23 protein-coding genes are annotated in these 25,644 nt (G+C 52.6%); 10 read left to right on the forward strand and 13 right to left on the reverse strand.

Going from position 1 to position 25,644, the window contains the following annotated elements; all coding sequences use genetic code 11:
- Window positions 1-5: 5 nt before the first annotated feature.
- Entirely contained in the window at window positions 6-437 is a 432-nt protein-coding gene (locus tag AYI96_RS03485) for a MarR family winged helix-turn-helix transcriptional regulator (RefSeq protein WP_039035040.1), read from the reverse strand.
- 113 nt (window positions 438-550) lie between these two features.
- Between AYI96_RS03485 and AYI96_RS03490 the strand changes: the two genes are divergently transcribed.
- Window positions 551-967: an organic hydroperoxide resistance protein gene (locus AYI96_RS03490; RefSeq protein ID WP_144361016.1), complete on the forward strand. Its 417-nt coding sequence runs from the start codon at window positions 551-553 to the stop codon at window positions 965-967.
- Between the two features lie 227 nt (window positions 968-1,194).
- The gene (locus AYI96_RS03495; RefSeq protein ID WP_039035042.1) at window positions 1,195-1,614 is read left to right on the forward strand and encodes a hypothetical protein; all 420 of its coding nucleotides are present in this window, start codon (window positions 1,195-1,197) and stop codon (window positions 1,612-1,614) included.
- A 141-nt stretch (window positions 1,615-1,755) separates the two neighbouring features.
- Here the strand turns inward: AYI96_RS03495 and AYI96_RS03500 are convergent, their stop codons facing one another.
- Window positions 1,756-3,648, reverse strand: a complete 1,893-nt coding sequence (locus AYI96_RS03500) for a methyl-accepting chemotaxis protein (protein ID WP_144361017.1) — start codon at window positions 3,646-3,648, stop codon at window positions 1,756-1,758.
- Between the two features lie 288 nt (window positions 3,649-3,936).
- Between AYI96_RS03500 and AYI96_RS03505 the strand changes: the two genes are divergently transcribed.
- Together AYI96_RS03505 and AYI96_RS03510 are read left to right on the forward strand one after the other, a co-directional pair.
- Window positions 3,937-5,337, forward strand: coding sequence for a hypothetical protein (locus AYI96_RS03505; protein ID WP_039035044.1), 1,401 nt, complete (start codon window positions 3,937-3,939; stop codon window positions 5,335-5,337).
- A gap of 164 nt (window positions 5,338-5,501) precedes the next feature.
- Entirely contained in the window at window positions 5,502-5,702 is a 201-nt protein-coding gene (locus AYI96_RS03510; protein ID WP_039035045.1) for a hypothetical protein, read from the forward strand.
- Window positions 5,703-5,782: 80 nt separating this feature from the next.
- Here AYI96_RS03510 and AYI96_RS03515 read toward each other — a convergent pair whose 3' ends face one another.
- The 5 genes from AYI96_RS03515 to AYI96_RS03535 form a co-directional block, all read right to left on the reverse strand.
- The gene (locus tag AYI96_RS03515) at window positions 5,783-6,031 is read right to left on the reverse strand and encodes a hypothetical protein (protein ID WP_039035046.1); all 249 of its coding nucleotides are present in this window, start codon (window positions 6,029-6,031) and stop codon (window positions 5,783-5,785) included.
- A 308-nt stretch (window positions 6,032-6,339) separates the two neighbouring features.
- Window positions 6,340-7,899: an alkyl hydroperoxide reductase subunit F gene (ahpF, locus tag AYI96_RS03520; RefSeq protein ID WP_071476541.1), complete on the reverse strand. Its 1,560-nt coding sequence runs from the start codon at window positions 7,897-7,899 to the stop codon at window positions 6,340-6,342.
- A gap of 104 nt (window positions 7,900-8,003) precedes the next feature.
- Window positions 8,004-8,573 (reverse strand): alkyl hydroperoxide reductase subunit C, encoded by a 570-nt coding sequence (ahpC, locus tag AYI96_RS03525; RefSeq protein WP_028779456.1) that lies wholly within the window; start codon window positions 8,571-8,573, stop codon window positions 8,004-8,006.
- Window positions 8,574-8,763: 190 nt separating this feature from the next.
- Window positions 8,764-10,302 (reverse strand): leucyl aminopeptidase, encoded by a 1,539-nt coding sequence (locus AYI96_RS03530; RefSeq protein ID WP_144361018.1) that lies wholly within the window; start codon window positions 10,300-10,302, stop codon window positions 8,764-8,766.
- A gap of 89 nt (window positions 10,303-10,391) precedes the next feature.
- Window positions 10,392-11,135 carry a spermidine synthase gene (locus AYI96_RS03535; RefSeq protein WP_028779458.1) on the reverse strand — a complete coding sequence of 248 codons (744 nt, stop codon included), beginning with the start codon at window positions 11,133-11,135 and terminating at the stop codon, window positions 10,392-10,394.
- Window positions 11,136-11,228: 93 nt separating this feature from the next.
- Here AYI96_RS03535 and AYI96_RS03540 point away from each other — a divergent pair, with 93 nt between their 5' ends.
- Window positions 11,229-11,774, forward strand: a complete 546-nt coding sequence (locus tag AYI96_RS03540; protein WP_045283018.1) for a mechanosensitive ion channel family protein — start codon at window positions 11,229-11,231, stop codon at window positions 11,772-11,774.
- Here the strand turns inward: AYI96_RS03540 and AYI96_RS03545 are convergent.
- From AYI96_RS03545 to fccA, 3 genes are all read right to left on the reverse strand, one after another.
- Entirely contained in the window at window positions 11,771-12,508 is a 738-nt protein-coding gene (locus AYI96_RS03545; protein WP_144361019.1) for a dienelactone hydrolase family protein, read from the reverse strand. The two genes, AYI96_RS03540 and AYI96_RS03545, sit on opposite strands and share 4 nt — an antisense overlap.
- Before the next feature lie 179 nt (window positions 12,509-12,687).
- Window positions 12,688-13,677: a 2-hydroxyacid dehydrogenase gene (locus AYI96_RS03550; protein WP_071476538.1), complete on the reverse strand. Its 990-nt coding sequence runs from the start codon at window positions 13,675-13,677 to the stop codon at window positions 12,688-12,690.
- Window positions 13,678-13,875: 198 nt separating this feature from the next.
- Complete coding sequence (fccA, locus tag AYI96_RS03555) at window positions 13,876-15,660, reverse strand: fumarate reductase flavoprotein subunit FccA (protein WP_101052811.1); 1,785 nt, start codon at window positions 15,658-15,660, stop codon at window positions 13,876-13,878.
- Window positions 15,661-16,057: 397 nt separating this feature from the next.
- Here fccA and AYI96_RS03560 point away from each other — a divergent pair, with 397 nt between their 5' ends.
- The 3 genes from AYI96_RS03560 to AYI96_RS03570 are packed head-to-tail and all read left to right on the forward strand — an operon-like array spanning window position 16,058 to window position 17,307.
- Entirely contained in the window at window positions 16,058-16,468 is a 411-nt protein-coding gene (locus AYI96_RS03560; RefSeq protein ID WP_101052809.1) for a hypothetical protein, read from the forward strand.
- Window positions 16,465-16,983, forward strand: coding sequence for a class I SAM-dependent methyltransferase (locus AYI96_RS03565; RefSeq protein ID WP_101052807.1), 519 nt, complete (start codon window positions 16,465-16,467; stop codon window positions 16,981-16,983). The genes AYI96_RS03560 and AYI96_RS03565 overlap by 4 nt, the downstream gene beginning before the upstream one ends.
- Window positions 16,984-17,016: 33 nt before the next feature.
- Window positions 17,017-17,307 carry a hypothetical protein gene (locus tag AYI96_RS03570; protein WP_028779462.1) on the forward strand — a complete coding sequence of 97 codons (291 nt, stop codon included), beginning with the start codon at window positions 17,017-17,019 and terminating at the stop codon, window positions 17,305-17,307.
- A gap of 204 nt (window positions 17,308-17,511) precedes the next feature.
- On the opposite strand, the gene AYI96_RS03575 is transcribed toward AYI96_RS03570, so the two are convergent.
- Together AYI96_RS03575 and AYI96_RS03580 are read right to left on the reverse strand one after the other, a co-directional pair.
- Complete coding sequence (locus AYI96_RS03575; RefSeq protein ID WP_039035056.1) at window positions 17,512-17,703, reverse strand: hypothetical protein; 192 nt, start codon at window positions 17,701-17,703, stop codon at window positions 17,512-17,514.
- Window positions 17,704-17,887: 184 nt separating this feature from the next.
- Window positions 17,888-19,996, reverse strand: coding sequence for a winged helix-turn-helix domain-containing protein (locus AYI96_RS03580; RefSeq protein ID WP_144361020.1), 2,109 nt, complete (start codon window positions 19,994-19,996; stop codon window positions 17,888-17,890).
- 208 nt (window positions 19,997-20,204) lie between these two features.
- On the opposite strand from AYI96_RS03580, the gene rluA reads away from it, so the two are divergent.
- Together rluA and asnC are read left to right on the forward strand one after the other, a co-directional pair.
- Window positions 20,205-20,882, forward strand: a complete 678-nt coding sequence (rluA, locus tag AYI96_RS03585) for a bifunctional tRNA pseudouridine(32) synthase/23S rRNA pseudouridine(746) synthase RluA (RefSeq protein ID WP_039035058.1) — start codon at window positions 20,205-20,207, stop codon at window positions 20,880-20,882.
- A gap of 108 nt (window positions 20,883-20,990) precedes the next feature.
- Entirely contained in the window at window positions 20,991-21,452 is a 462-nt protein-coding gene (gene asnC / locus AYI96_RS03590; RefSeq protein ID WP_039035065.1) for a transcriptional regulator AsnC, read from the forward strand.
- Window positions 21,453-21,613: 161 nt separating this feature from the next.
- Here asnC and AYI96_RS20660 read toward each other — a convergent pair whose 3' ends face one another.
- Window positions 21,614-25,483 carry a S8 family serine peptidase gene (locus AYI96_RS20660; protein WP_144361021.1) on the reverse strand — a complete coding sequence of 1,290 codons (3,870 nt, stop codon included), beginning with the start codon at window positions 25,481-25,483 and terminating at the stop codon, window positions 21,614-21,616.
- Between the last annotated feature and the right edge of the window lie 161 nt (window positions 25,484-25,644).

A 25,644-nucleotide genomic window follows, 5' to 3' on the forward strand; every position in this document is an offset into this window, starting at 1 on the left:
TTCCGTTAACGTTCCAATTGCTGCCATAGGGTGTCACACAAGCTTTTCAGTTGCTGCAACTCCTCCCGCGGCATGGCGCTGCGACACAGCATCTGCTCGGGCACATCGACGGCGCGCGCTTGCAAAGCCAGTCCGGCATCGGTGAGCGTCAATACCCGCACCCGCTCGTCCTGTTCACTGCGGCCTCTTAACAGCAAGCCTTTTGTTTCCAGGCGTTTGAGCAAGGGCGTCAAGGTGCCTGAGTCCAGATGCAAACGCTCACCCAGCGCCTTGACACTGATGCCCTTGTGTTGCCAAAGCACCAGCATGGCCAGATATTGCGGGTAGGTAAGATCCAGGGCATCCAGCACAGGCCGGTAGGCCCGCACCATAGCATTGGCGGCACTGTATAGCGAAAAGCAAACCTGGTTTTCCAGGCACAGGGGCTCGTTTGACATATGCAAACCCTAAACACAATTTAATTGTGCACAATATACTTGCTTCAAAAACAAATATCGACATATCATTGCCAGCAACTATATTGCGCACAACTTAAATTAAGGAAACTATTATGCTCTATCACACTCAAGCCACAGCCAAAGCCGGCCGCAACGGCGAAGTAGCCACCCATGACGGTGCCCTGTCCTTGACCTTAAGCTATCCCAAGGAGATGGGCGGGACAGGAGCCGGGGCCAATCCGGAACAGCTGTTTGCCGCCGGTTACGCCGCCTGTTTCTCCAACGCTATTTTACATGTGGCACGCCTGGGCAAAATCAAGCTTACCAGCGCTCCTGTCATGGCCGATGTCGGCCTGGTCAGTCAAGATGGCGGGTTTGGGCTAAAGGTATCTCTGACTGTCACTCTACCGCTTGCACAAGCCGAGGCCGAAGCCTTGGTGATCAAGGCCCACAGTGTTTGCCCCTACTCCAATGCCACCCGCAACAACCTTGATGTGGGGCTCACTGTGAATGACATTAAGATCAACTGAAGCTCTGATATTATTCAGTCAATTTCTTGGCAAGATATAAATAAATGTCGCAGCAATTGAAATTATATTTATTGCGACATTTTTCCGTCATTCGTTCTGTATTATGACGCTGTCATTCAGCAAAGGTTGATATTCATATAAAATTGATTTCCCCTGAACAATCGATTAAATTTGCGCCTCAAAAGTGGACAAGAACAATAATAAAGTCATAGTCAAAGGAGAATGATATGCGCGCCCTGATTCTGGGATTACTGCTGTTTACCGGCGCGACCCAAGCCACCTGTGAGAAAAGCGTTCTGCTTGGCAATGTTGATTATGCCAAGAACAGCTCTTATTTCAGTAGCCGGGATTCTTTGCAACTGGATAAAATTGTTGCCGATAATAGTGATAATTCAAGCGGCTATCTGTTATTGGAATTCAATATGGATAATTCTATCGGTGATGAAGAATTACAAAAATATAATATGTGGCTTGCCAATAGACGAATTGAACGGGTTAAAGAGTATTTAACCGCAGCACACTTCTCTCACCCCATAGTCACCCGTATTCGCACGGCAACCCATAAAGACAATCGCGAAGTGAGTCTGCATTGGTGTAATAACCAACAAATGATGGCGACCATAGAAAAACCGCGCAGCGCCGAGTAACGCCGTTTTTTCTGGTGATATTGATAAGCGGCGACGAGCTTACCGGCCCTATAGTCCCAACCGTTCCCCTTACTATCAGCGCTTATCCGCCATCACTCTCGGTTATGAATAACCCAGAGTGATGGCAGCCAGTGACTGCCACTAAAGTTTAAAACGCCCCACTTCACGGCGCAGCGAGTCTGACAACTCCGCCAACTCTTGCGCTTTGACAGTGGCACTGTTGGCCTCCTGTGACAAGGTATGAGAAACCTCACGAATCGACTCGGTATTACGGTTGATTTCGCTGGTAACAGAGGTCTGCTCTTCGGCCGCTGTAGCTATCTGGCTGGCCATATCGGATATCTGGGTAATCGCTTGGCTTATCTGCGCCAAACTGGCACTGGCCGATTCGGCATCCATCACACTGGTTTCAGCCATCTGATGACTTTGAGCCATGGAGTTCACTGCCTTGGCAGCGGTTTTTTGCAAGGTCTCAATCATGGTCTGGATCTCTTGTGTCGACGCGTGAGTACGCTGCGACAACACCCTGACTTCATCGGCCACCACGGCAAAGCCACGCCCCTGCTCACCGGCTCTGGCGGCTTCGATAGCGGCGTTCAAAGCCAATAGATTAGTCTGCTCGGCTATACCGCTGATGGTCAGCAAAATGCTGTTGATCTTCTGTGAGTGCTCATTGAGCTCGGCGATGATCTGACTGGCGGTATCCACTTCCTGCGCCAAACCGCGAATCGACTCCTGGCTCTGCAGCACCTGCTGTTGCCCACTGCCTGCAAGGCCGACCGCCGACTGCGCCGTCTGTGCCGTCAGTTCGGCATTGCTGGCGATCTCCTCGGTAGCACTGGCCATTTCGGTCACAGCAGTTGCCACCATAGTGACTTCGTCCTGCTGTACTTCGATACTCTGGCTATTACTCTCGGCTGAATAGCGGGTCTCCTGTGCCTGGCCAGCCAACTGCTGGGCTATATCACTCATACGAGAAATCATGCCGTGCAGGCGTTCAACAAAACGATTAAAACCGGCGGCGAGCATGCCTATCTCATCGTGCTGATTACGGGTCTCGATGCGGACCGAGAGGTCCCCTTCCCCTTCAGCAATATCGTTGAGCGCCTTGGCCAGACGTTCCAGATCGCGGAACTGGCTCTTGAACACCAATACCAGCAACAGACCAAAGCCCACCAAAAACAACACGCCCACCGCCGACATCCACCATGCCAGCTCAGTGGCCTCGGCCATGATGCTGGCCTTATCCATCACAAACATCAGTGCCCAATCTGTGTGAGGCACAGCCGCCAGGTAAAACAGCTTGCTGCTGCCGTCGAATGCCATCTCATCCAGGGTATTGGCGCTGATCCTGGCGCTGAGCCACTGAGGATTGAAGGCACTGCCAAGGCGGCTGAACTGCTGGCCGTTCAGCTCCTTGTCCGGATGGCTGATAATCAAGCCTGAGCGCTCAAGCATCACGGCATAGCCGTCACCCGGCACCTTGAGGGTTCGCACCGCATCTGTCAGTTGATCTATGGTGAGGTTAGCCGCTACCACGCCCTGCAGGCGACCGCTGTTCATTACCGGCTCGGCTATGGTGACCACCAGTTTTTGCAATGTGGCACTGACATAAGGCGCCGTCATTATCATGGCTCCTTCCCGCTTGGCATCCTGATACCAAGGGCGAACCCGGGGATCATAACCGGCCGTATTCAGGCTGGGATCCTGACGGTACATGTTGCCCTGCTCATCGCCGTAGTAGGTCAGCGCAAAACCGCTGGCCTCATGGGCCTGCATCAGAAAAGGGGTGATATTGACCTCAGAGTTCCGCTGTAGCGTGCCCTTGAGACTGCTGACCGCCTGTTGTCTGTCATACATCCACTGCCCTATGCCGCCGGCAAAAGTGGTCGCCAATTGATCGACCTCGCGCTGGGTTCGCTGCATGGCATTATCACGAATGGAAGAGGAGGAAAGGCCAACCAGGGCAGCAACCGTAAGCAAAACGGCGCCCAAACTGACCAGCAGTAAGCGGGTTTTAAGCGTGAACTGCATAAGAGGTCCTATAAATTTTTAGGGTGAAGTAAAAGTTTAGCGGCAAAAAAGTAAATTACTGAAGTCGCTTACCACAATGGCACTATTCGAATGCGGTTTTATTACTCAAAGCTTAACAAATGTCCATGTGTCTCACTTTAGGGACTTTTTCGAGTCTGCTAACAGTTTTGATGCTGCTTTATCATGAATACCAAGGCCTTGGAGTAAAGTATTCGTAGGGCACTTGTAGCCTGAACCGGGCTATGGGTCATTCAGATACAATTTAATCCCTCTTACACAGGTAAGCTTATGTTAAGAACCTTCTTTCTCTGCCTGTTACTGAGTTTCAGCGCAGGCCTTGCCGCAACCGAAAATTCGGCATCGCAGATCCAGTGGCAACAGGTGGATCAGCAAGGGCAGATCAAAATTCCTTTATATTTTGTCTGGTCCAAGACCTGCCCCCACTGCGCCGAAGCGCATCCATTCATCGACTCTCTACCGAAGCGCTATCCCTGGATAGAGCTGCACTCTGTGATGGTGGGCGCCGAAGGCACTCAGGAGCTGTGGCAACAGTTGGCCACAGAGACAGGAACAGAAGCCCGCTCAGTGCCCTATATGGCTACCTGTGGCAAGGCGATAGTTGGTTATTCCAGTGAAGAGGTGACGGGCCAGTTCCTACTCAACCGCCTCAAAAACTGCTATCTGCAGGCGGGCGGCCAGTTGAGCCCGGAAGATATGCCGGGGCAAACAAGCACTCAGGCAAGCACAGGTTCACCCCAGGCGCCGCTATTCGGCACCTGCGCCAATGACGGTGGCGACGGCACCTGTGATGCCACGGCTCTGGCGGCAGAGCCCGAAGTTCAGCCGGTAGAGTTGCCTCTGGTTGGGGTGGTGACACCTGAAACCATGTCGCTGCCAATCCTGACGCTGGTTCTGGCCGGTGTTGATGCCTTTAACCCCTGCGCCTTCTTTGTGCTCTTATTCCTGCTGTCCATCATGGTCAATGCCAAGAGCCGCGGCCGTATGCTGCTGGTTGGTGGCATCTTCGTGTTCTTCTCGGGCTTTATTTACTTCCTGTTTATGACCGCCTGGCTCAACATCTTCCAGCTATTGGGCGCCGGCAGTGATGGCGGGATGATTATTCTGGCGGCGGGGATCCTGGCACTGATAGCAGGCACTATCAACATCAAAGACTACTTCTTTACCAAGGGGGAAGTGACCCTCTCCATGTCGGCGGAAAACCGCAGCGGGCTTATCAAGCGCATGGGTAAGCTATCCAGCGCCTCCAGTTTAGCGACCATGATAGCCGGCACCACAGTACTGGCGATTCTGGCCAACGCCTATGAACTCTTGTGTACTGCGGGCTTCCCTATGATCTACACCAGTGTGCTCTCCATGCATAATCTGCCAAGCTTTGAGCGCTATATGTACCTGGTGCTGTACAACATCGTCTACGTTATCCCACTGGCCATCATAGTGATCGCCTTCAGCATGACTCTCGGCAAGCGCAAGCTGACCGAGAAAGAAGGCCAGACCCTGAAGCTGATGTCCGGCATCATGATGTTGGGATTGGGCGGCACCCTGGCGGTCAACCCGGCGGCGCTGCAGAGCGTCAGCCTGGCATTGGGGCTGATTATCGGTGCCATAGTCGTCACCATACTGATTGTCAGCATTAGAAAACTGTTGGAGCGCCGCCGTAAGGCCGCTTGATAGGTCACTCCTTGAGGTATAGACCCGCAGCACAAAGCCGAGTCGCCCATTGGTGGCTTGGCTTTTGCCGGACAAGCGGGAATTAGACTAAAGTTAAGGCTATTGACGCCGATAACAGTATCATGCCCGAGTCCCAACGTGACTCATTAACCCAGAGGAAAGCCATGACAGTTTCTCTCAACTCCCAGCCACTGCCGGTCAATATGGATACCGGCGCTGTCGGTGTTAAAGTCGCGCAACTGGCCAAACAGCAACAGGAAGCCGAAGGCGAAATCGCGCTGCAACTTATTCAGGCCGCCACACCGGCACAGGAACCAGCCGCTCCGGTTGGTAACATAGGCCACAATATCAATACCACAGCCTGATATTCCCAAGGTTCTGGCGATAAAAGCAAAAAACCGGCAAAGCCGGTTTTTTATTGTGGATACATGGGTGAACCTAAGACTCACTTATGCTGCGCCAATGCCTCTTTCAGCGCCTGGCGCGTCGCGGTATCCTGCTGCCTTTGCTGTTCCTGCTGATGACGACGTAAGTTGTCTTCCGCCTGACGCACACACTGATTGTGCTCCTGCCAACCATCGGCAACCGCTTCGTCAGAACGGGCAGAGCAGAGAATATCGGCGCAGCCGCCGAGACTCTCCAAACCCAACAGCAAAGGCAACAAGGCGCTCTTTACCAAATAAGATGCAGACATTGTTATTTACTCCAAACCCGGAATGCCAAGGCAATCGAGTGGCAAGGTCATTTTCCACCAACCGGCATTGACCCTAAACGGTTTAAATTAACCCACAGAGACTGACGCTCAGCTGAACCAAAGGTTTACCTTAGGGAAGTGCTTCTTGCAAAGGACTAGGGCCATTTGCTGCTAACCACGCCTTGCATCCAGGCCTGTAAGCCGACACAGAGCACACATGGGACTTGTTCGCCCCCTTCCTTAGAACAAAAAGAAGCCGGCACTTGGCCGGCTTCTGTGTTGCTAAAGGCTGTTGAGTGGTTAACCCATCAAGCCGCTGCCGATTCATCCTCTGAATGGCGGATCAGGTAGTCAAAGGCTCCCAGAGAGGCGGTCGCACCGCTACCCATAGCGATGATGATCTGCTTGTAGGCCGAGTTAGTCACGTCACCGGCGGCAAACACCCCTGGCAATGAAGTCTGACCGCGTTCATCGACAATGATTTCACCGCGCGGGGTCAACTCCACAGTACCACGCAACCATTCAGTGTTGGGCACCAGACCTATCTGCACAAAGATACCTGCCAGCGCAATATTATGCTGCTCGCCACTGGCTCTGTCTGTGTAGTTAAGGCCGATAACCCGACTGCCATCACCAAGGACTTCAGTCGTTTGCGCCTGGGTGATAATAGTGATGTTACCCATAGATTTGGCCTTGCGCTGCAGCACATCATCGGCGCGCAATTTACTGTCAAACTCGAGTACAGTCACATGCTCAACTATGTTGGCCAGATCGATAGCCGCCTCGATACCCGAGTTACCGCCGCCAATCACCGCAACCCGTTTACCCTTGAACAGCGGGCCATCACAGTGAGGACAATAAGCCACACCGCGGCCACGATATTCCTGCTCACCGGGGACATTCATTTCCCGCCAGCGAGCTCCTGTGGCCAACAAGACAGTGCGGCTCTTGAGTAGGGCACCATTTTCCAGTTCCACTTCATAGAGGCCATTGCTGCCGAGACGAACCGCCTTCTGGTTATCCATCACATCCACTTCATAGTCGCGAACATGCTCTTCCAGATTTGCCACCAACTTGGGGCCTTCAGTCGCCTTGACCGAAATAAAGTTTTCAATGCCGACGGTTTCGCTGACCTGGCCGCCGAACTTGTCGGCCAACAGCCCAGTGCGCAGTCCCTTACGGGCGGCGTAGATGGCGGCTGATGCCCCGGCAGGCCCGGCGCCAACCACCAGCACTTCGTAGGGCTTACGCTGGTTAAGGCTCTCGGCCTGGCGGGCAGAGGCATTGGTATCCAGTTTATTGAGTATCTCTTTCAGGCTGATGCGGCCGGCAGAGAAAGGCTCGCCGTTCAGATAAACCGAAGGCACGGCCATGATATTGCGCTGCTCAACCTCATCCTGGAACAAGGCACCATCTATCATGGTATTGCTGATCCGCGGGTTGATCGCCGCCATCATATTGAGCGCCTGCACCACATCCGGGCAGTTCTGGCAGCTCAGAGAGACAAAAGTTTCAAAATGATATTCCCCTGGCAGGCTGCGGATCTGCTCGATCAGCTCGGCCTCCAGCTTGATGGGATGCCCACCTGTGTGCAACAGAGCCAGCACAAGTGAGGTAAATTCGTGCCCCATGGGCAAACCGGCAAAACGTATGTCAGAGCCCTTGATTGAGGTAACTTGCATCGCCGGGGTACGGGACAATGACTGCTCGGTCACACTGACCAGGGAAGACAGCGAGGCAATATCCTGTGCCAGAGCCAACAGCTCTTTGGACTTTGGGCTTTCATCTGCAGATACGACAAGTTCAACTGGTTGCTTGAGGTTCTGCAGATAGGTTTGCAGTTGATTTTTCAGATTCGCATCCAACATGATGACTCCAGAATCAGACTAAAGGAAAACAGAAATAGTGCGGGGAAAGAGGCTCCGAACCCTTGCAGGGGGAGGTTCGGAGCCTTCTGGGTCAGACTGGCAGTTTAGATTTTGCCAACCAGGTCCAGAGAAGGAGCCAGAGTTTCGTCGCCTGGCTGCCACTTGGCTGGGCAAACTTCGCCGTCGTGAGTAGCAACATATTGAGCAGCTTGGATCTTACGAACCAGTTCGCTGGCACTACGTCCGATACCCAGGTCATGGATTTCAGCGACTTTGATTTCACCTTCAGGGTTGCTGACGAAAGTACCGCGCAGGGCGACACCGTCTTCCTCAACCAGCACACCGAAGTTACGGCTGATTTCACCGGTTGGGTCACCTATCATTGGGAATTGGATCTTGTTGATGGTGTCGGAAGTATCGTGCCATGCCTTGTGAGTAAAGTGCTTGTCGGTAGACACAGAGTAAACTTCAACGCCCATGGCTTGCAGTTTTTCGTAGTGGTCAGCCATATCACCCAGTTCAGTTGGGCAAACGAAGGTAAAGTCGGCTGGATAGAAGAAAACTACAGACCACTTGCCCAGCAGATCCTGTTCGGTCAGCTCAACGAATTCACCTTTGTGGAAGGCGGTAGCTTTAAAGGGTTTGATTACAGAGTTGATGATTGACTGAGTCATTGTATGCTCCCATTTTCAGTTTGAATTGTCCGGGTCAACTTCATTGCTGCCCCTCGATGGAAGTCATATTAACCAAAGGGTTTAAAATAAGATAACGGATAAAAGCTGTTGCCTTAATCGGTTTTTCAGAGGAACTTGTATCGGGAGCGAAAAAAAGCGATTACCCTTCGCTCCCGAGCAAGTTATTGATCTATTGGTTATCACTGAACTTATGCTGTTCCAACCAATGGCTCAGCAGGCGTACACCATAACCGGTAGCTCCGGCCGGAGCCAACTGAGTGTCGCTCCTGACCAGGGCATTACCGGCAATGTCCAGATGAGCCCAGGGTTGCTCACCGGCAAAACGCTTGAGAAACATCGCCGCCGAAGAAGCCCCGGCGCTGCCTTCACGGCCTGTGTTGGTTAAGTCCGCTATGCTGGAATGCAACTCTTCGCCGTAGGCCGGATCCAGCGGCAGGCGCCACAGTTTTTCCCCCACCTGCTGCCCCGCATAGGTCAGTTGCTGCACCAAAGGTTCCGAGTCACTGAACAGGCCGGCATATTCCACCCCAAGGGCACGCACCTTGGAGCCTGTGAGGGTCGCCACGTCCACTATCACTTGTGGTTGGTATTGCTCGCGGGCATACCAAAGACCGTCGGCCAGCACCAGACGTCCTTCGGCGTCGGTATTGAGGACTTCAACCGTCAGCCCCTGGGCAGTCTTGATCACATCCCCGGGGATCATCGCACGGCCCGAGACCATGTTTTCCGCCAGCGGCATGATACCCACCAGGTTAACCGGCGCCTTGGCGGCGGCCATCGCCTTGACCGTTCCCAACACTGTGGCGGCGCCGGCCATATCTGACTTCATCCGCGCAATCGAGGTGCCGGTCGCCTTGATGTTATAGCCGCCTGAGTCAAAGGTAATCCCCTTCCCCACCAGCGCAACCGGAGCATCATCACTGCCTTGCCAGTGTGCCACTACCAACCTTGGGCCTCGCTCGCTGCCTTTGCCCACGGCCAGCAACGCGCCCATATTGAGTTTGGCCAGGTCTTTGGGCTCCAACACCTTAACCTTGACGCCAAGACGCTTGAGTTCCTTGGCCGCATCGGCAAAGGACTCGGGATAGAGTTCGGCGGCAGGTTTGTTGGTCAGATCCCGCGCCAGCGCCACGCCATCGGCAATCGCTGCTGACTTGAGGTGATTAGTCTCGGCTATCTTGGGCTCGGCGACCGCAAAATGGTACTGTTTTTCGGTGCGCGGCTTGGCTGTAAAGTCACGATAGCGGTAGCTTGCCAGGGAGATCCCCTGGGTCAATTCGGCGATAAACCCTTGGCTATTGGGTATATCTGCGGCCCATACCGCCACCTTGGGTTGTTTGACGGCTTCCAGATGATTTGACAGCTTGCCCCCCAGCAAAACTGTCTCCCCCGGCGTCAGTTCAGCATCCCCAAGCCCGAGCAGCAGCAGGCGCTCTGCTTGGGTACCAATGGGGGCCAGCAATTCGAGCAGCTCGCCCTCCTGGCCTTTGAAGTTAGCGGCCGCAATGGCGCGCTGCAGTTGTTTGCGGGTATCCGCCTGCAATCCGGCGGCCGAGTATAGGGTGCCATCCTGATGCTGGAACATCACCAAGGTGTTGGCCGGGGCGACTTGAGTGGCAAACTCATACTGTTCGGCCTGTGTCGTCCCAGCGCCCATAAGGCAGGATAGGGTCAGAAGTTTTACTGCTAATCTTTTGTTTTTATTCATTTGTACTGCTTATCATTATTGAGGGGCAGACAAATATAACATCAGGGCTTTTACGGACTAGTGCCCTTAACAATCCCTTACAAATTAGCCTACTGCCAGAGTTCGAAGCGACTGAGAGAGCGGCCGAGATCGCAGTCCAGCACAGCAGACAAGCCGGCGGCGCCCTGCTTGAGCCCGGCACTGGTAAAGTTTTTCGGTGTCCTTGAGGCAAACACTACCCAGTTGCCGCCCCCCGTGAGGCAGGCCCGCACATCGGGGAAATGTTGCTGCAGGCGAGCCAGCAGGCCTCTGTCCTGACTGTGCTCTTTCCAGCAGTTGAGCACCAGCAAACCTTCACTCTTGAGCAGTGCCAGGCTCTGCTCGATAAAGGCTTGGCTCAGCTGACCGGCATCCACCCCTTCAGAGCCGTAGAGATCGGCGAAGATAATATCTACCTTCTTGTGCTCGGCACTGGCCAGAAACTGATTGGCATCCTGATTGATAAGGTTCAGCTTTTTCGACAGTGGCAGTTGAAAATGGCTCTTGGCCAACTCAAGCACCAGGGGGCGCAACTCAACCGCGGTCAGCTTGATAGCGGCATCAAAATGCCTCAGAGCATGCACCAAGGCGCCGCCGCCCAACCCCAAAATGATGGCACTCTTGGGTTTGAGGTACAAAAGCGCCAGCAGCATGGCCTGCACATAGGTGTGCTGCGGTACATGGGGGGCCTTTTTCAACAGTTTGCTCTGCTCGTCGTGTTCGCCGAAGGCCAAGATCCGGCAGTCGCCATCATCGAGGACAGCGACGCTGCCCCATTCATCCTGTTGCTGCACTAAGGTGCGATAATCTGCCATGCTTGAATAATTCTCGGTTGGGGAGTTTATCCCCTGTGACAAAGTCGCTAGTATGCCAGCAAATGCCTTATTTCTCACAGAAGCATACGCCATATGACTCACAATATTCTGATTGCCTGCCTCTATCTCGGGGTGTTTTTCTTTCTGCAGCGGGCGCTGAAAAATGCGGTGCAAACCCTGGCGGACAAGAAACAGGTCAGCGCCGCGCGCACCAGCCTGGTGACCCGCTTTATCAGCTATCTGTTGTTCTTTGTCACTCTGTCGTTGATGGCCGTTTCTCTGGGACTCGGCTATCAGGAGGTTTCACTGTTCGTGTCTTCGGCATTTGCCGTGCTGGGGGTGGCTTTGGTGGCCCAGTGGTCGATACTGAGTAACCTCACCGCCGGGGTGCTGATCTTTTTTGTGTTTCCCTACAAAGTCGGTGAGCGGATCAAAGTCGTCGACAAGGATGAAGATATTACCGGGGTATTGTTGGAAGTGGGGCTGTTCCACGTGCTTATCCGCCGCGACAACGGCGATACTGTTACCTACCCCAACAACCTGATACTGCAAAAAGCCGTGCTGAAGCTGGCACCCGGCAATGCCTCGGCGCCGCAGGCACAAGAGACAGAGCCGGAGCAACTGACCAAGCAGGATTAATTGAGCCTGCGCTGAAACAGCGCCAGCGCCTGCTGATACATCTGCAACGCCAATGCCGGGTCATAACGGGGATCGCCATCCCTCATAAAGGCGTGCTGGGCATTGAGCTCCTGCCAGCTGTATAAGGTCTGGCATTGCTCCAGCCTTTGCTGGATGAGACGGCGCCCTTCACTCGGCACATGGGGGTCCTGCTTGCCCCAGATCATCATCAACTCGGCACGAATATCCCGGCAGCGGCTCAGAGAGTCATTCCCCGGCGCACTCGGGATAGCGCCGCTGTGAATATCTGTGGCGTAGAGACAAAATGCCGCTGCGATATCGGGATTAAGGGCGGCGCGAAATGCCAGGTGGCCGCCAACACAGACGCCCATGGCACCAATCCGTCCGCGGCTCCAGGGCTGAGCCCGAATAAAATCCACCAGCGCCTGAGTATCATCATCGTGGGCTTCCAATGGCTTGCTCAGCTTGTCGCTGTTGCCTTTGTCCTTGCCACTGTCATCATAACCAAGCACAGTGCCCGGCGGATTGAGTTCGTGAAAAATCTCCGGCACCAATACCACAAAACCGTGACCGGCCAGCATGCAAGCCATGCGGCTTATTGGCGCGGTTTCCTGAAAAATTTCCGAGTAAAAAATGATGGCGGGAAAACAACCCTCACTATCGGGACGATAGACCCGGGTTTGCATGCTGCCGCTTGCCGTCGGCAGTTGATGAAGACTCTGTGTAACCAGCATGACACCTCCCTATGAGCATCTCCCCGATGCGGTTATTTCAATCTAGCAATCGGGGAGTCGGGTGTCAGTATTTATCTTTAGAGAATTCTTGCAAAGGACTAGGGCCATTTGCTGCGAACCACGTGCATCCAGGCCTGTAAGCCGACGCAGAGCACACATGGGACTTATTCGTACCTTCCTTAGAAAAGCTCGTTACCCGAACGCTCACCGCTGAGGAGTTTCTGTACATTGGACAGTGTGGTGTGGGCGATGGCGCCCAAGGCCTCTTCGGTCAAAAACGCCTGGTGACCGGTAAAGATCACGTTGTGGCAAGCCGACAAACGCCGGAACACATCGTCCTGGATCACTTCATTGGACTTATCTTCAAAAAACAGCTCTTTCTCGTTCTCATACACGTCCAACCCCAGCGAACCTATCTGTCCGAGCTTGAGCGCTTCCATGGCATCTATGGCGTTGAGCAAGCCACCACGACTGGTGTTAATCACCATCATGCCCGGCTTCATCTTGGCAAAGCTGTCTGCGTTGAGCAGATGGCGGTTTTCCGCCGTCAGCGGGCAATGAAGACTGATGATATCGCTCTGTTGGTACATCTCATCCAGGGTGACATAACGAGCCCCCAGCGTCTCTACTTGCGGGTTGGGATAAGGGTCAAACGCCAGTACTTTACAGCCAAAGCCCAGCAAGACCTTGATGGTAGCAATACCGATTTTCCCTGTGCCGACCACGCCCACTGTCTTACCGAACATGTTGAAGCCCACTAACCCTTCGAGAGAGAAGTTGGCATCCCGGGTACGTTGATACGCCTTATGGATCTTGCGGTTCAGGGTCAACATCAGGGCAACCGTATGTTCGGCTACAGATTCTGGAGAGTAAGCCGGGACATTGACAACATTCATACCCAGACGTTTGGCCGCATCCAGGTCGACATTATTAAAGCCGGCACAGCGCATGGCGATGATCCTGGTGCCGTTGACAGCCAGTTCTGTCAACACCTCTTCATTGAGTTCATCGTTGACGAAGGCGCAGATCACTTCGAATCCGTAAGCCAGTTTCACTGTTTGCATACATAGGCGCACATCAAAATACTCAATTTGCGCCCCGAAGGCTTCATTGGTACGGTTGAAATGCTGCATGTCGTAACGCTTGGCGCTAAAAAAACCTATCTTCATGCTGTTTATGACCCGGTAATTGGAATGGTAGCTAAAAGTGTAAGTGAATTACCTAAACTTGTCTTTGCTTGGCAATAGCTATCTCACCGGAAACATGATGCAGCGCAATAAAAAGAAAAAAGCGGACTCCTGACAGTCCGCTTTTTTTGATGGGGGCTCAAGCGCCCCGACTCCGTGCTATCGGAGAATTAGCTTGGCCTAGTGCTCTTTAGCGTACTTGGCAGCTTCAGCACCGGCGATACGACCGAAGGTTACGATATCAGAGATAGCGTTACCACCCAGACGGTTGGCACCGTGAACACCACCAGTGGCTTCACCGGCAGCATACATACCTTGGATCAGATGACCGTCTTTGGCTTTAACCTCAGTCTTGGTATCGATCTTCACGCCACCCATGCTGTGGTGTACAGCTGGCTTAACTTCGATGGCGTAGTATGGAGCAGTACCCAGTTCACGAGGCAGGTTAGGACGCTCGAATTGAGTGTCTTTACCAGACTTCACGAAACCGTTGTAGGTAGCGATAGTCTTGGCCAGTTCGGCACCTGGAACACCAATCTTCTTGGCCAGTTCTTCAGGAGTCTTACCTTCGTCAACAATGCCCAGGTGGACATAGTTTTCAATCTTCTTCAAGCTCTTACGAACTGAGTCATCGAATACCAAGAAGGCGCTGGCACCTTTCTGTTTCAGGATGGCTGCAGAAGCCTTGTCACGAGTAGTGATTTCGTTGACGAAACGGTCACCTTCGCGGTTAACCAGGATAGCACCGTTACCACGTACGGCTTCAGTTACCATCACACCACCACGTGGAGACAGAGTTGGGTGAGCCTGTACCCATTCCAGATCACGGGTATCAGCACCGGCTTGCATGGCAACATCCAGACCGTCACCGGTTGCACCTGGGTGGTTGGTAGCAGCAAAGCCTTTCAGTTTAGGATCGTACTTGGCAACGCGGTCGTTGTTTCTGGCAAAACCACCGGTAGCCATAACCACGGCATCAGCCTTGATCACATAGTAACCAGTGTACTTACCTTCAACCAGAACGCCGGTCACTTTACCTGAATCATCTTTCAGTACGCGAACAACGCGGCTGTTCAGACGGATATCGGTACCGCGCTTAACAGCGTTGTCCCACAGAACCTGAGCTACGTGAGCACCCACACCGGCACCACCAGTTGGACGGTGGCTACGGTTTACACTGGCACCACCCATACGACCTACGTCATTCATGTCGGCGCCCATAGCGGTCAACCAGTCGATAGAGTCGGAAGAGTTATTGGCCAGTACTTTAACCAGCTCAGGATCGTTGATGTTACGGCCACCTTTCATGGTGTCCTCAATCATGATCTCTTTCTTGTCTTTAATGCCCAGAGCCGCTTGAGGCTTGGTTTCAGCAGCGTTCATACCACCGGCAGCCAGCTTGGTGTTACCACCAGCAACAGGTTCTTTTTCCAACAGAATCACTTTGGCACCGTTGTCGCGGGCAGATACTGCAGCGGCCAGACCGGCACCACCAGAACCTATGATAACCACGTCAGTGGTTTCACGAGGACCAGCTGCGATGGCTTTGTCTTGAGCATCTTTCTGCACGTCGATAGGAACGAACTTACGCTCCCACTTACCGCCGAATGGCATATCGAAGCCGAAGCTATGGCAAGCGTCACAGTATGCCACTGATTTTTCATGGCCTATGTGGCAAGAAGTACAAGCGATTTCACCGATAAGGTGAGACTTGTGTGGAGAAATCTTCAGATCTTTTTCACCGGCAGCAATCTCATTCAGATCACCGTGGCAGCTAACGCATTGCGCGTTCTCATGGGTCAGGTTGTCATCGGTTGGACCTTTCTCGGAAACGTGGCAAGTATCGCAACCGCCCATCTCACCATGAAAATCCGCCAATACATCTGCGCCGGCATAAGCTGTACCGGCCATCATGCCGGAAATCAGAGCAGCCAGTGCTGTTTTTTTAAGTGCTCCCGTGAACATAGAGTGTTCCTCCACCATATTATTTCACATACTCATATATAGCTATTTCGTACTACAGTGCTTTTTAGTTTTTTATACCAATTACCAAGGCTGTAGCACGTCATATCTCCCACGGCAGAAGATATCACTACCCCTTTAGGCATATATTTAACTGAGTCACAAAAAATTTCCTGTTGCAGACAGCTATCTGCATTTCTGTGCACTTTTGCAGATTAGCCGGTCACATATTGATACAAATCACGGTCAGCGTACCGTATAGCTGACGAGGTTAACGTTTTGAGGTTCTGTATTTCCATGTGAGAAGACTCGACAAATACAGGATCAAGCATAGTCGCCAATTGGCGAATGCTGCTAAGCTAACGGAAAATTTGTATTCTGGATCACAGATATCATCGCCATGACTAAAACACAGATGTCTGAAAAGCAGTTTTGGCTGCAACGCCTTTGTAAGACCAGCCTCAGAGCCCTGCACATTTTGGGAATAGTCGGTGCCGGTGGCGGTATTTTGCTATCTGTCCCCAGAGAAAGCTGGCAACTCTACTGGATAATGGCCATGGCCAGCGGCAGTTGCCTGATGCTGTGGGAGATAGTCCGGGATTGGCGCTGGCTTATTCAACTGAAAGGGGTATTGACCCTGGTGAAGCTGCTGTTGCTCCTGTTGTTTATCCCCCTGGCAGCCTACAAGAGCGAGTTGCTTGTGACTGTGGTTTTACTTTCGGTCATAGTGTCACACGGGCCCGCGGGCTTGCGGCATTACTCTATAGTTCACAGACGCAGAATCGACAGTCGCAAGGAGATCAAGGGATGAAGACCGCAGAACTGATCACAGCCTTTGACCGACACCCAGAGATAACACCTGAGCTCAGGGTGCTGGACCTGGCCTGCGGCTCAGGGCGCAATGGCTATTGGTTTGCCAAACAGGGGGCCGAGGTCACCTTCATCGACCGTAACCCCGAGAGCTTTGATGAACTCTGGCGCCAGTTTCCTCACTGCCAATTCCTGGAATGGAACCTTGAGCAGGGTGAAAAGCCCGATCTGCTCCCTTTCGACGTGGTATTGGTGTTCAACTATCTACATCGCCCTTCGCTGCCCTGGATTGCCAAACAACTCAAGCCAGGAGGCTTGCTGTTTTACGAAACCTTTACTCGAGAACAGGCCAAGTTCGGCCGTCCCAGCAACCCGGACTTTTTATTGAATGAAGGTGAGCTAGAACACAGATTTGCCAAATTCGAGACTTTACATTACTTTGAAGGCCATATGCCCGGCGGAGAAACGGGAATGCTGCAAGCCAAGGCACAATTGATTGCCAGAGCCGTCCGCTGATCCGCCTCCATTCAGCTGTATCAAGGACCTGCAATGTTTCCCTATCCCGAGCAGTATCGGCTTGCCCTGCCCCCGTTGATCACCGCCTTTATGGTGCTCTGGTCACTGTTGACCCGGCCTCTGCTGGGAGATGCCAGCCCATTCGCCCTTTATCCCTTGTTGTTACTGTTCCCTCTGGTGCTTGGGCTGCACCTGCACCTTATCTGGCAAGCAGCCGGCTTACGTCGCCTGGATCAGGCTTTCTACGCTTTGGTACACGGTATTCTGGCTTTTGTGGTCTGGACCTTTTGCATCATGCATGTGGGCGGTCACAGCTTCTCCTAAGCTTCCTGGTGAATAAAAAGGGGCACGGTTTACACCGTGCCCCTTTGGCTTGGAAAGGGAGAGTTATTTGTCCTTAGGGTCGAGCAAGCTTGATTCTTCGGACGCAAGAACCAAGTTTAAAAACAGGTAGTACACCAATACAAAAGCGCTCAGTGAACCGACCAAATAGAGAGTTACCTGTAACATGATGGCCTCCACTGACGGTTATAGATTGATGGACTCATCGGGGATCTTGTAAATCACACACTCTGGATACGGCTCACACAGAGATGGCGTATTGACTTCATCCTTGCCCTTGGTGGGTGTCGACGCCAGCAGTAGCGGTAAAGCAAACAGAGTAGAAAGCAATGCAAATCCAATCGCATTTTTCACAAACTGATTCAAACTTTTCATCATCTTTTCTCCTGCTGGGAAGGGGTGGGCGCAAGCTGCGCCCGAGATTGCTTCGACCTTTTTGCCTGGTACTCAGAGTAAAAACCAAGCACTTTAAAAGTCAGGCAATCAAGCTTGCCCCTAAAGCTATCTCAGACAGAGAAAAGCACCATAATGAAAAAGTGATGGAAAGGTGATGTCTTATAAATCAGTTAATTACTTCGACTATATCTGTATTGGCGGGCCCCAATAACGCCAGCGAGATCTGGCCGTCATCTGTCACCGACAGCAATCTTGGGGAAACTTTCTCCATCGGAATGTCGCGCTCCTCTCTCTTGCCCGTATGGAGATCTATCTTGAGAATGCCCATAGCATTGTCGTTGGGCCGCAACAACCAAAGTGCCTCGGCAGCCAGTTGCCAACTGCTACCGAAGTGAGGAGTATACTGGTCATAAAAGAGTTCTTCGACGCCCTGCTTCAGACGCCAAATCCCTTTCTTGTACAGGCGGGTAAAATAAAGAGTACCGTCGGCGGCGTACTTGGCAGAAAAGCCATCTGTCAACAAAGGCTGCTGCTCGCCACTGTCTAACATCAGGCTGTTTATCTGCCAGCGACCATCGACACTGACGGCTGCCAGCAGTTCATTGCTACTGCGCCCCCAACTGACATTACGGACATTGCCCAGCTGAGGGAAAAACTTGAGTTCACCGTTTTCAGGGTTAAGGACAAACACCTGTTGGTTGAGACTACCGGCCACCAGCTTGTCATCGGCTGAATAACTGAGTTCATCTATATGAGAAAAAGTGCTCAGGCGACTCAGTTGTTTCTCCGTGCCCTGTTCGTCCCGACGCCATAATTGTGGCAAGCCGCTGCGATTGGAAACAAAGATCAACTCCTTGCCATCGTGGCGCAAGGTACCGGCGGTATCACGGCGACTGGACGCCACAAAGCGCTGCGGCTTGGAAGCCTCATCAAAGGGCGAGGACCAGAACCAGATCTCCTCTTCAAACAGTTCGCCGACAACCGCCGCCATGCGTCCGGCACTATTGGCCGAGGGAGAATTGATTTCCTGCAACACGCTCGTCAGTCGGGTTAACTTACGGGGTTTGAGTTGCAAACGGTGAAGTTGCCCCTCCTCTCCTCGGTATACCAAGGCGTTGCCGCCTTTATCCCAGGCAATACTGCGCAGTGGATACCCCACACGCTGCAGGTTTTGCCAATCACCGGATTCGATATCGAACAGCAAGATCTGAGTGTCGAACCAGTTGATACTACGCAGCACCGCCAGACTGTGACCGTCGGGAGACAAGGCCAGTGCATAGTCGCCGCGTCCCACCACATGAGGTTGACTCAATTGCTGGCGCCGGCCGTCGCTGAGACTGAGCAGAAAAACGCGCTTGAAACCTTCGACCCCTTCGGCATCCACATAAAACAGCGAGCGGTTCGAGGGACTCCAGGCGATGCTGGTCGACTGTGTTGTCTGATGGCACTGGCTGACTATGCGGCTGCGCATCCCTTCTTCCGTCAGCTCTGTCACCATGATACGGCAGCCCTGAGTCTCACTGAATGCCAAATAAGCCAAGGCCTTGCCATCGTGGCGCCAGGCCGGGTAGCGCAGACTGTAATCATCCACAACAGGAATGGTTTTGATGACTCTGTCGCCGAGCGACATCAGCTCAATATGCCACTTATCGGCGTTCAGTTCCCGATAGGAAAATGCCAGCATGCTGCCATCGGGGGACAGGCTGGGGTCCACCTCCTGACCATTGAGTGAAGTCAGTGGAGTCAGACGCCTGATGGCCACATCGGTCAACTCAAGCTGGGGGTTTTCCTGGGCCGGTGCCAGATAGAGCCAACTGGCGATACCCGCCGCCAGCACTCCGAAGGCGCCGCCCCAATAGCCCCACTTGCTGCCGCCTGCTGCTATCTTTTGCTCAGTCTCGGCACCTATCGGTTTTATTGGCAAAAGTTCGTCCGGCGAATCGTCATCGAGTGTCGTTTCACGCACTTTCGCTATTAGTACATAGCCCTGTTTGGGCACAGTCTTGATAAAACGTGGCGCTCTGGGATTATCCTGCAGATGCTGGCGCAGCAAACCGATAATGCGGTTGATGGCGTTATCCGTGATAATACCGCCGTGCCAAACCTCCTGGATCAACATCTCTCGGGTCACCAAGGTGTTGGCATGATGGATAAGACACAGCAATACCTGCATCACCCTGAGTTCGAGCCGTACTTGAGCCTCTTCGCGGCTCAACGTACTCATCTGAGGGTCAACCAACCAATCTTCCAACAGGTAACCTGAACGCCTTCCCATACCAATCCATTTCCAATTCAAACACTAAGATACTAATTGCCGCGGTTGTAAAAGAGAAGTAAAGCACTCAAATTAACCCAGGTAAGATATGGACAAGCCCCATGATGCTCTGCGTTGGCTTACGCGCCTGGATGCAACAACGCCCAAGAGCTTGCATCTGCCGACAGCCGCGGTTATCTTTGCCGTCCATTTTCATTGAGGCCATGACATGTCAGATTTTGTCTACAATCCACCAACCGAGCCTTGGCTGGATATTCTCTACCAGGACAAGGACATCATAGTCATCAATAAACCTTCGGGACTGCTCTCGGTTCCCGGACGGGATCCGGCCCATCACGACAGCGCCTATGCCAGAGTGTTGGCCGAACATCCGCAAGCACAAGTGGTTCACCGCCTGGACATGGCCACCTCGGGCGTACTCTTATTGGCACTGAGGCGCAGTGCCGAGCGTGAGCTGAAACGCCAGTTTCGAGACAGGGAAACCCAAAAGAGTTACTACGCCAGAGTCGCCGGTCATATCAAGGCCAACCAAGGCAGTATAGAACTGCCACTCATTTGCGATTGGCCCAACAGGCCCAGACAGAAAGTCGACCATCAAGTGGGTAAGCCGTCACTGACTCACTATGAGGTGATCAGCAAGGGACGCTATTCAACTCTGGTCAAGCTGATCCCCATCACAGGGCGTTCACATCAACTCAGGGTGCATATGATGGCGCTGGGCCATCCCATTCTGGGCGATGGTTTCTACGCCGACTCCTGGGCAAAAAGATTGGCTCCCAGATTGCTGCTGCACGCCGCCAGCCTCAGCATCCAGCATCCCTACTCGGGTGACCCCATGAGCTTCAGTGCACCTGTGCCTTTTCTCACGCCCGAAGGCGAACAATAACCGCTAACATCACCCTAGATGTTGAGCCAAAAGTCGCCTTAAGACTGGCAATTTTACAATAAAACACGTAAATTCATGCCTGATTATAAGCAATTTAGGCGTGATGCTGTGGATACATCATTTCAAAGAGATCAACTGGACAATCAGATCCTGGAAGCCCTGATGCAGGATGCACGAACTCCTTTTGCCGAGCTGGCCAAACGCTTCAGCGTCAGCGCAGGCACAATTCATGTCAGGGTAGAAAAGATGAAACAGGCAGGTATTATCACCGGAGCCCAAATATCGGTAAACCCCAAAGCTCTGGGCTATGACGTCTGCTGTTTTATCGGCATCAATCTCAAGAGTGCCGGTGACTACCCCGCCGCCATCTCAAAGCTCAATGAGCTGGAAGAAGTGGTCGAAGCCTACTACACCACAGGCAATTACAGTGTGTTTGTCAAAGTAATGTGCCAGTCCATCGATGCCCTGCAACACGTGCTGATTAATCGTATCCAGTCGATAGATGAAATTCAGTCCACCGAAACCCTGATAAGCCTGCAAAACCCAATTGTCAGGGCGGTAAAACCCTAACAACAGATAAAGAAAAGGCTGCCAAATTGGCAGCCTTTTTCAGTTTAAGACTCGGGGAAGTGCTTATTGCAAAGGACTAAAGCCATTTGCTGCGAGCCACACCTTGCATCCAGGCCTGTAAGCCGACGCAGAGCACACATAGGACTTTGTTCGCACCTTCCTTAGCTCGATTTCCTGCGCAGCCAGCCTAAAGGCAGCAACAACAGTGACAACCATCCCAGTGAACCACCACTGTCACGCTCCCAGTCAAACACCACTATGCTGACCGTTTCCGTGGTGCTATTACCCTTGGAGTCACTCACCTTCAGATTGAAAGTCAGCAAATCGCCAGGACCACCCACTTCAGGCGCTGTCAGCTCCAACTTGGCCGCCGAGCTGTCAAACTTCAGCGGCGCGCCGGCGATCTGAGTCCAGTGATAGCTGACCGAATCACCATTGGGATCGGCCGAGGCTGATGCATCGATAACAAAGCTATTACGCTCTGCCACTCGGTCGGGTGCATTGACTTTGATAACAGGAGCACCTTCTTTGACATCAAACAGATACTCCTGAGTCAATACCTCGGCGGTATCATTGACAACGGTATTGCTCAGTATCAGCTTATTACCCAGCCCCTGTTTACGCGGGATAAACTTGAAACTCAGTGTTTTGGCCGGATCGCCAGTTTGCATCACATGAGTCCAACTCAATACTCCTTGAGCCAGCTCCCCTTGGTCGCTGATAGCCGTGACTTCATGCCCTTCCGGCACCATGGCCTTGAGCTGATACTCCCGAGCCTCAAGGGAAGTATTGGCAGCGATAGTTACTGTCATGGTTACTGGCTGCCCAGGGGTCATCTCACCACTGAGTACACTGGCCGCAGGCATCTGCACATCATCAACGACCCGGTTGAAAGCAACCGGCAAGTTCTTGGCGGCGACATTGGCATCACTGGACGTCAGAGTTACCACAGCATAACCCAGGTCGCTAGCGGCAAAATTATCCTTCCAGGCGAACTTCAGTGAGAACTCCTCGTTGTCACCTGTCTTGGTCAGAGTAAAATTGTCCTGAGCCGGACCTGCCTCTACCACAGAAGTTTTCAGGGTGAAGGGATCTTCGGCATTGGCGGCTGAAGCCTCATAGTTTTGCACAAAGATATAATAGTCACCGGTTTCTGGATTACTGATACTGACAGATTCATCAGAACCAGCTCTGGCCGATTGGCCGACAAGGGCATCCAACGACCCGTCACTGTCTCTGTCTATCGCCACATAGAGATCCAAATCCGGGGAATTGGTGGCAGTAATAGTCGTATTAAACAGCTTTGCCCCCTCTTCAACCCTGTAGGCGACGAAGGCGACACCATCGGTAATGTCGTCCAGGAAGCTACCAACATTCGAATCTTGCTTCAATACTGCCTCAAAACTGTCGGCCAGTGCCAAGGCAGAGACTTCTGCATCCAGTCCAGTCATATCAAGCGATTTAAGCTCGTTGAAAGTCAGCTCGTCAGCATCTCGTCCCGCCCTGATGGTAAAGCTGTCCGGCAAGTTATCACGGGCAGCTTTAACCGCCACAGGCATAGCCGCATCAGGGTGGTTGCTCGAGGTCAACAGCAGATTACCAAACGCCCAATCACTTGAGCTCACCCCAGTGATATCGGCGGTGACAGTCACCACCTGCGACTGCCCTTTGGTCAGAGTGAAGTTTTCTGGTGAAACCGTTATTTTCAACCCTTCAGTCGTCGCTACTCCGGCAGCGCTCCATACGCCATCTTTGGTAGCCGTGACTTTTCGCTTCCAGCTGCAACTATTAACACATTGGCTACTGGACATACTGGGAAGATTCAAACGTCTTGGATCACCACCGAGCTCTGGGTTGGCAAACTCATAGTTGTCCGCCAACTCATCCATGATAAGCCCAGTCTTGGCGGCCAAATCCACCCGTATCCGCCCGGCTCCCACATCAAACGGATCCGCGGTAGTTTTACCATCTGCCTTGGTCATGGCACTGGCTGTTGTTGCTGTCAGCATCAAGGCTGAACGGATATTATCCGGCGTCCACTCTGGATGAGCCGACTTCAGCAGCGCCCCAGCGCCCGCCACATGAGGACTCGACATAGAAGTACCGGACATCAGGGTATAATCAGCAGGATCAGTACCTGTCACTTCATGGCCATACTGTTCATCGGCGTAAGCGGCATAGATGTCCACACCCGGAGCTGAAATCGACGGCGCAATCACGTCGAAGTAACGGTTTGGTCCAAGTAGAGAGAAACTTCCCAACACATCGGCCTGACGCTCAACGGCCGATGGAGTGGCATTGATTTTGGCCACCAAGCCTGGCGTAGCCGCCAGCGCATCCACGACGGCCAAACCGTCAATATTACCGATGAAAACAGAAGGGATACTGGTGTTGCCAAGTCCGGACATCTTGTTTCTGACGTTGCCTTCACCGTCTTTGTTAAAGACAATAACCCCTACTGCACCCGCCTCTTTGGCATTATTGACCTTGTCGGCAAAGTTACAGCCGCCGCGCTTAATCAGCGCCAACTGCTCCTTGAACGCATCGGCGGCAAAGGCGTTGCAACCTTCGAAATTATCAGCAGCCAAGTCACCGGCGTACACCAAAGGTGCGCTGATGTCTGTAGTAATCACCGGCCCGGTTCCCTGAGTGTAATCCAGCAGGTCACCGTTGAATTCGAGAGTGGAGCGCACTTCGCGGTTATGGGTTGATGCCGCGACTGAGGTATACCAAGGCGCATTCTTGGGTGAAGAAAAGGGAACTTGATTAACCGATGCAGAGGTATTTCCGGCCGACACGGCAGAGAAAATGCCGGCATTACGGGCTGCCAGGAAGCTCATTTCAGTGGAACTAGCCCAAGGGAAACCACCGCCGCTGATGGAATAGTTGATCACATCCACTCCATCGGCAATGGCATCATCCAACGCCTTGAGAATCGCCGATGTGGGACAACCTGAGTATCTATCGCCATTGTTGCCCGGACGGCAGATCTGATAGGCAACAATATTGGCATGGGGAGCGACCCCGGAGATTTGTGTAAACTCGAGTCCGGTCTCAATGCCATCCCCTTGAGCCTCACCGACCTCACCGACAACATAAGGGACATTCTTAAGGATATTTCCCGCTGCCGTACCGGCAGTGTGAGAACCATGACCACCATAATCCTCACCATTCTTGGCAGGAGGTGTTGGACCAAAGACCTCCCCATCATCATAACTATCGGTAATCTCAGGATAACTTCTGACTCCGATCAGCTTATCGTTACACATGTCAGAGAACTCTACCGCACAGTCACCGACGTAGACACCTTGTCCCCAGGGATTGGTATGGTCATAACCATCACCCCCAATATCCGCAAAGGATGGATGATCACTGTTGATCCCCGAATCGATCACCCCGACTATGACCCCTTCCCCCATAGCCTGAGTCCCTGTAGCACTGCCGTCCCACACTTTGGGAGAACCTATCATGTTCTGGCTGCTGTCGGTATCCATTGAATAAAGGCTTTCCCGCTCAATGAAAGCTACTTCGGGTAACTTGGACAGGGCTTCTGCCTGCTGCTGATCCATGGTGACCGCCAGCCCATTAAAGGCATAGTGATACCTGACCTTAGCCTGTAACTGAACCCCTTGGGCCGCAGCACTCATTAAAAAGTTCTGTTGCTTGGCATTCAAATACTTCACGTAGGACTTCACCGCCACACTGGCGGTATTCAGCTTGGGGGCCTTTTGGGACGCCAACCCTTGACTTCGCTGTGGACTGGTGGCTTCAAGCCCGGCAATACCACCGGCATAATTCGCCACAGAGGGATCTTTAAGGCGCACTATATAAGTGTATTTCCCCTCAGCAAGTCCTGGTTCCCTGACAAACTTATGTTGCCCCATCTCTTGCTGTTGTCCTTTGCGACCGCTGGATGCACTAAGCAGATCTGAAGAAATAAATGGATCTGAAACGCTCAACGGCGCGGCCTGGGTATGGCATGACATGGATAACAGCGCTGCTGAAACAGCTATTGCAACTTGACTCTTCAATTGTCTACTCCCATTAAGACTGTTTATTGTTGTTTTATGTTTCCGTTTTAAAAACACCCTAAACACAAGGATGCTCAACATTTGTAACACCTATGGATACAATTGAAAAACAAATACACAAAAAATTACAATTTATCAGCCATTTACAGAATGATAGACGT

Origin of the sequence: Shewanella sp. MSW (assembly GCF_007636515.1) — a bacterium.
GTDB lineage: Bacteria > Pseudomonadota > Gammaproteobacteria > Enterobacterales > Shewanellaceae > Shewanella > Shewanella indica.

Bases quoted from the DNA above. Each gene is read 5' to 3' on its own strand.
- AYI96_RS03575 (WP_039035056.1), bottom strand. From the start codon at position 17,703: ATGATGAAAAGTTTGAATCAGTTTGTGAAAAATGCGATTGGATTTGCA.
- rluA (WP_039035058.1), top strand. From the start codon at position 20,205: ATGTCAGATTTTGTCTACAATCCACCAACCGAGCCTTGGCTGGATATT.
- AYI96_RS03495 (WP_039035042.1), top strand. From the start codon at position 1,195: ATGCGCGCCCTGATTCTGGGATTACTGCTGTTTACCGGCGCGACCCAA.
- ahpF (WP_071476541.1), bottom strand. From the start codon at position 7,899: ATGTTGGATGCGAATCTGAAAAATCAACTGCAAACCTATCTGCAGAAC.
- AYI96_RS03515 (WP_039035046.1), bottom strand. From the start codon at position 6,031: ATGTCTGCATCTTATTTGGTAAAGAGCGCCTTGTTGCCTTTGCTGTTG.
- AYI96_RS03550 (WP_071476538.1), bottom strand. From the start codon at position 13,677: ATGAAGATAGGTTTTTTTAGCGCCAAGCGTTACGACATGCAGCATTTC.
- fccA (WP_101052811.1), bottom strand. From the start codon at position 15,660: ATGTTCACGGGAGCACTTAAAAAAACAGCACTGGCTGCTCTGATTTCC.
- AYI96_RS03580 (WP_144361020.1), bottom strand. From the start codon at position 19,996: ATGGGAAGGCGTTCAGGTTACCTGTTGGAAGATTGGTTGGTTGACCCT.
- ahpC (WP_028779456.1), bottom strand. From the start codon at position 8,573: ATGACTCAGTCAATCATCAACTCTGTAATCAAACCCTTTAAAGCTACC.
- AYI96_RS03545 (WP_144361019.1), bottom strand. From the start codon at position 12,508: ATGCTGGTTACACAGAGTCTTCATCAACTGCCGACGGCAAGCGGCAGC.
- AYI96_RS03535 (WP_028779458.1), bottom strand. From the start codon at position 11,135: ATGGCAGATTATCGCACCTTAGTGCAGCAACAGGATGAATGGGGCAGC.
- AYI96_RS03540 (WP_045283018.1), top strand. From the start codon at position 11,229: ATGACTCACAATATTCTGATTGCCTGCCTCTATCTCGGGGTGTTTTTC.
- AYI96_RS03505 (WP_039035044.1), top strand. From the start codon at position 3,937: ATGTTAAGAACCTTCTTTCTCTGCCTGTTACTGAGTTTCAGCGCAGGC.
- AYI96_RS03485 (WP_039035040.1), bottom strand. From the start codon at position 437: ATGTCAAACGAGCCCCTGTGCCTGGAAAACCAGGTTTGCTTTTCGCTA.
- AYI96_RS03530 (WP_144361018.1), bottom strand. From the start codon at position 10,302: ATGAATAAAAACAAAAGATTAGCAGTAAAACTTCTGACCCTATCCTGC.
- AYI96_RS03490 (WP_144361016.1), top strand. From the start codon at position 551: ATGCTCTATCACACTCAAGCCACAGCCAAAGCCGGCCGCAACGGCGAA.
- AYI96_RS03510 (WP_039035045.1), top strand. From the start codon at position 5,502: ATGACAGTTTCTCTCAACTCCCAGCCACTGCCGGTCAATATGGATACC.
- AYI96_RS03560 (WP_101052809.1), top strand. From the start codon at position 16,058: ATGACTAAAACACAGATGTCTGAAAAGCAGTTTTGGCTGCAACGCCTT.
- AYI96_RS03500 (WP_144361017.1), bottom strand. From the start codon at position 3,648: ATGCAGTTCACGCTTAAAACCCGCTTACTGCTGGTCAGTTTGGGCGCC.
- AYI96_RS03565 (WP_101052807.1), top strand. From the start codon at position 16,465: ATGAAGACCGCAGAACTGATCACAGCCTTTGACCGACACCCAGAGATA.
- AYI96_RS03570 (WP_028779462.1), top strand. From the start codon at position 17,017: ATGTTTCCCTATCCCGAGCAGTATCGGCTTGCCCTGCCCCCGTTGATC.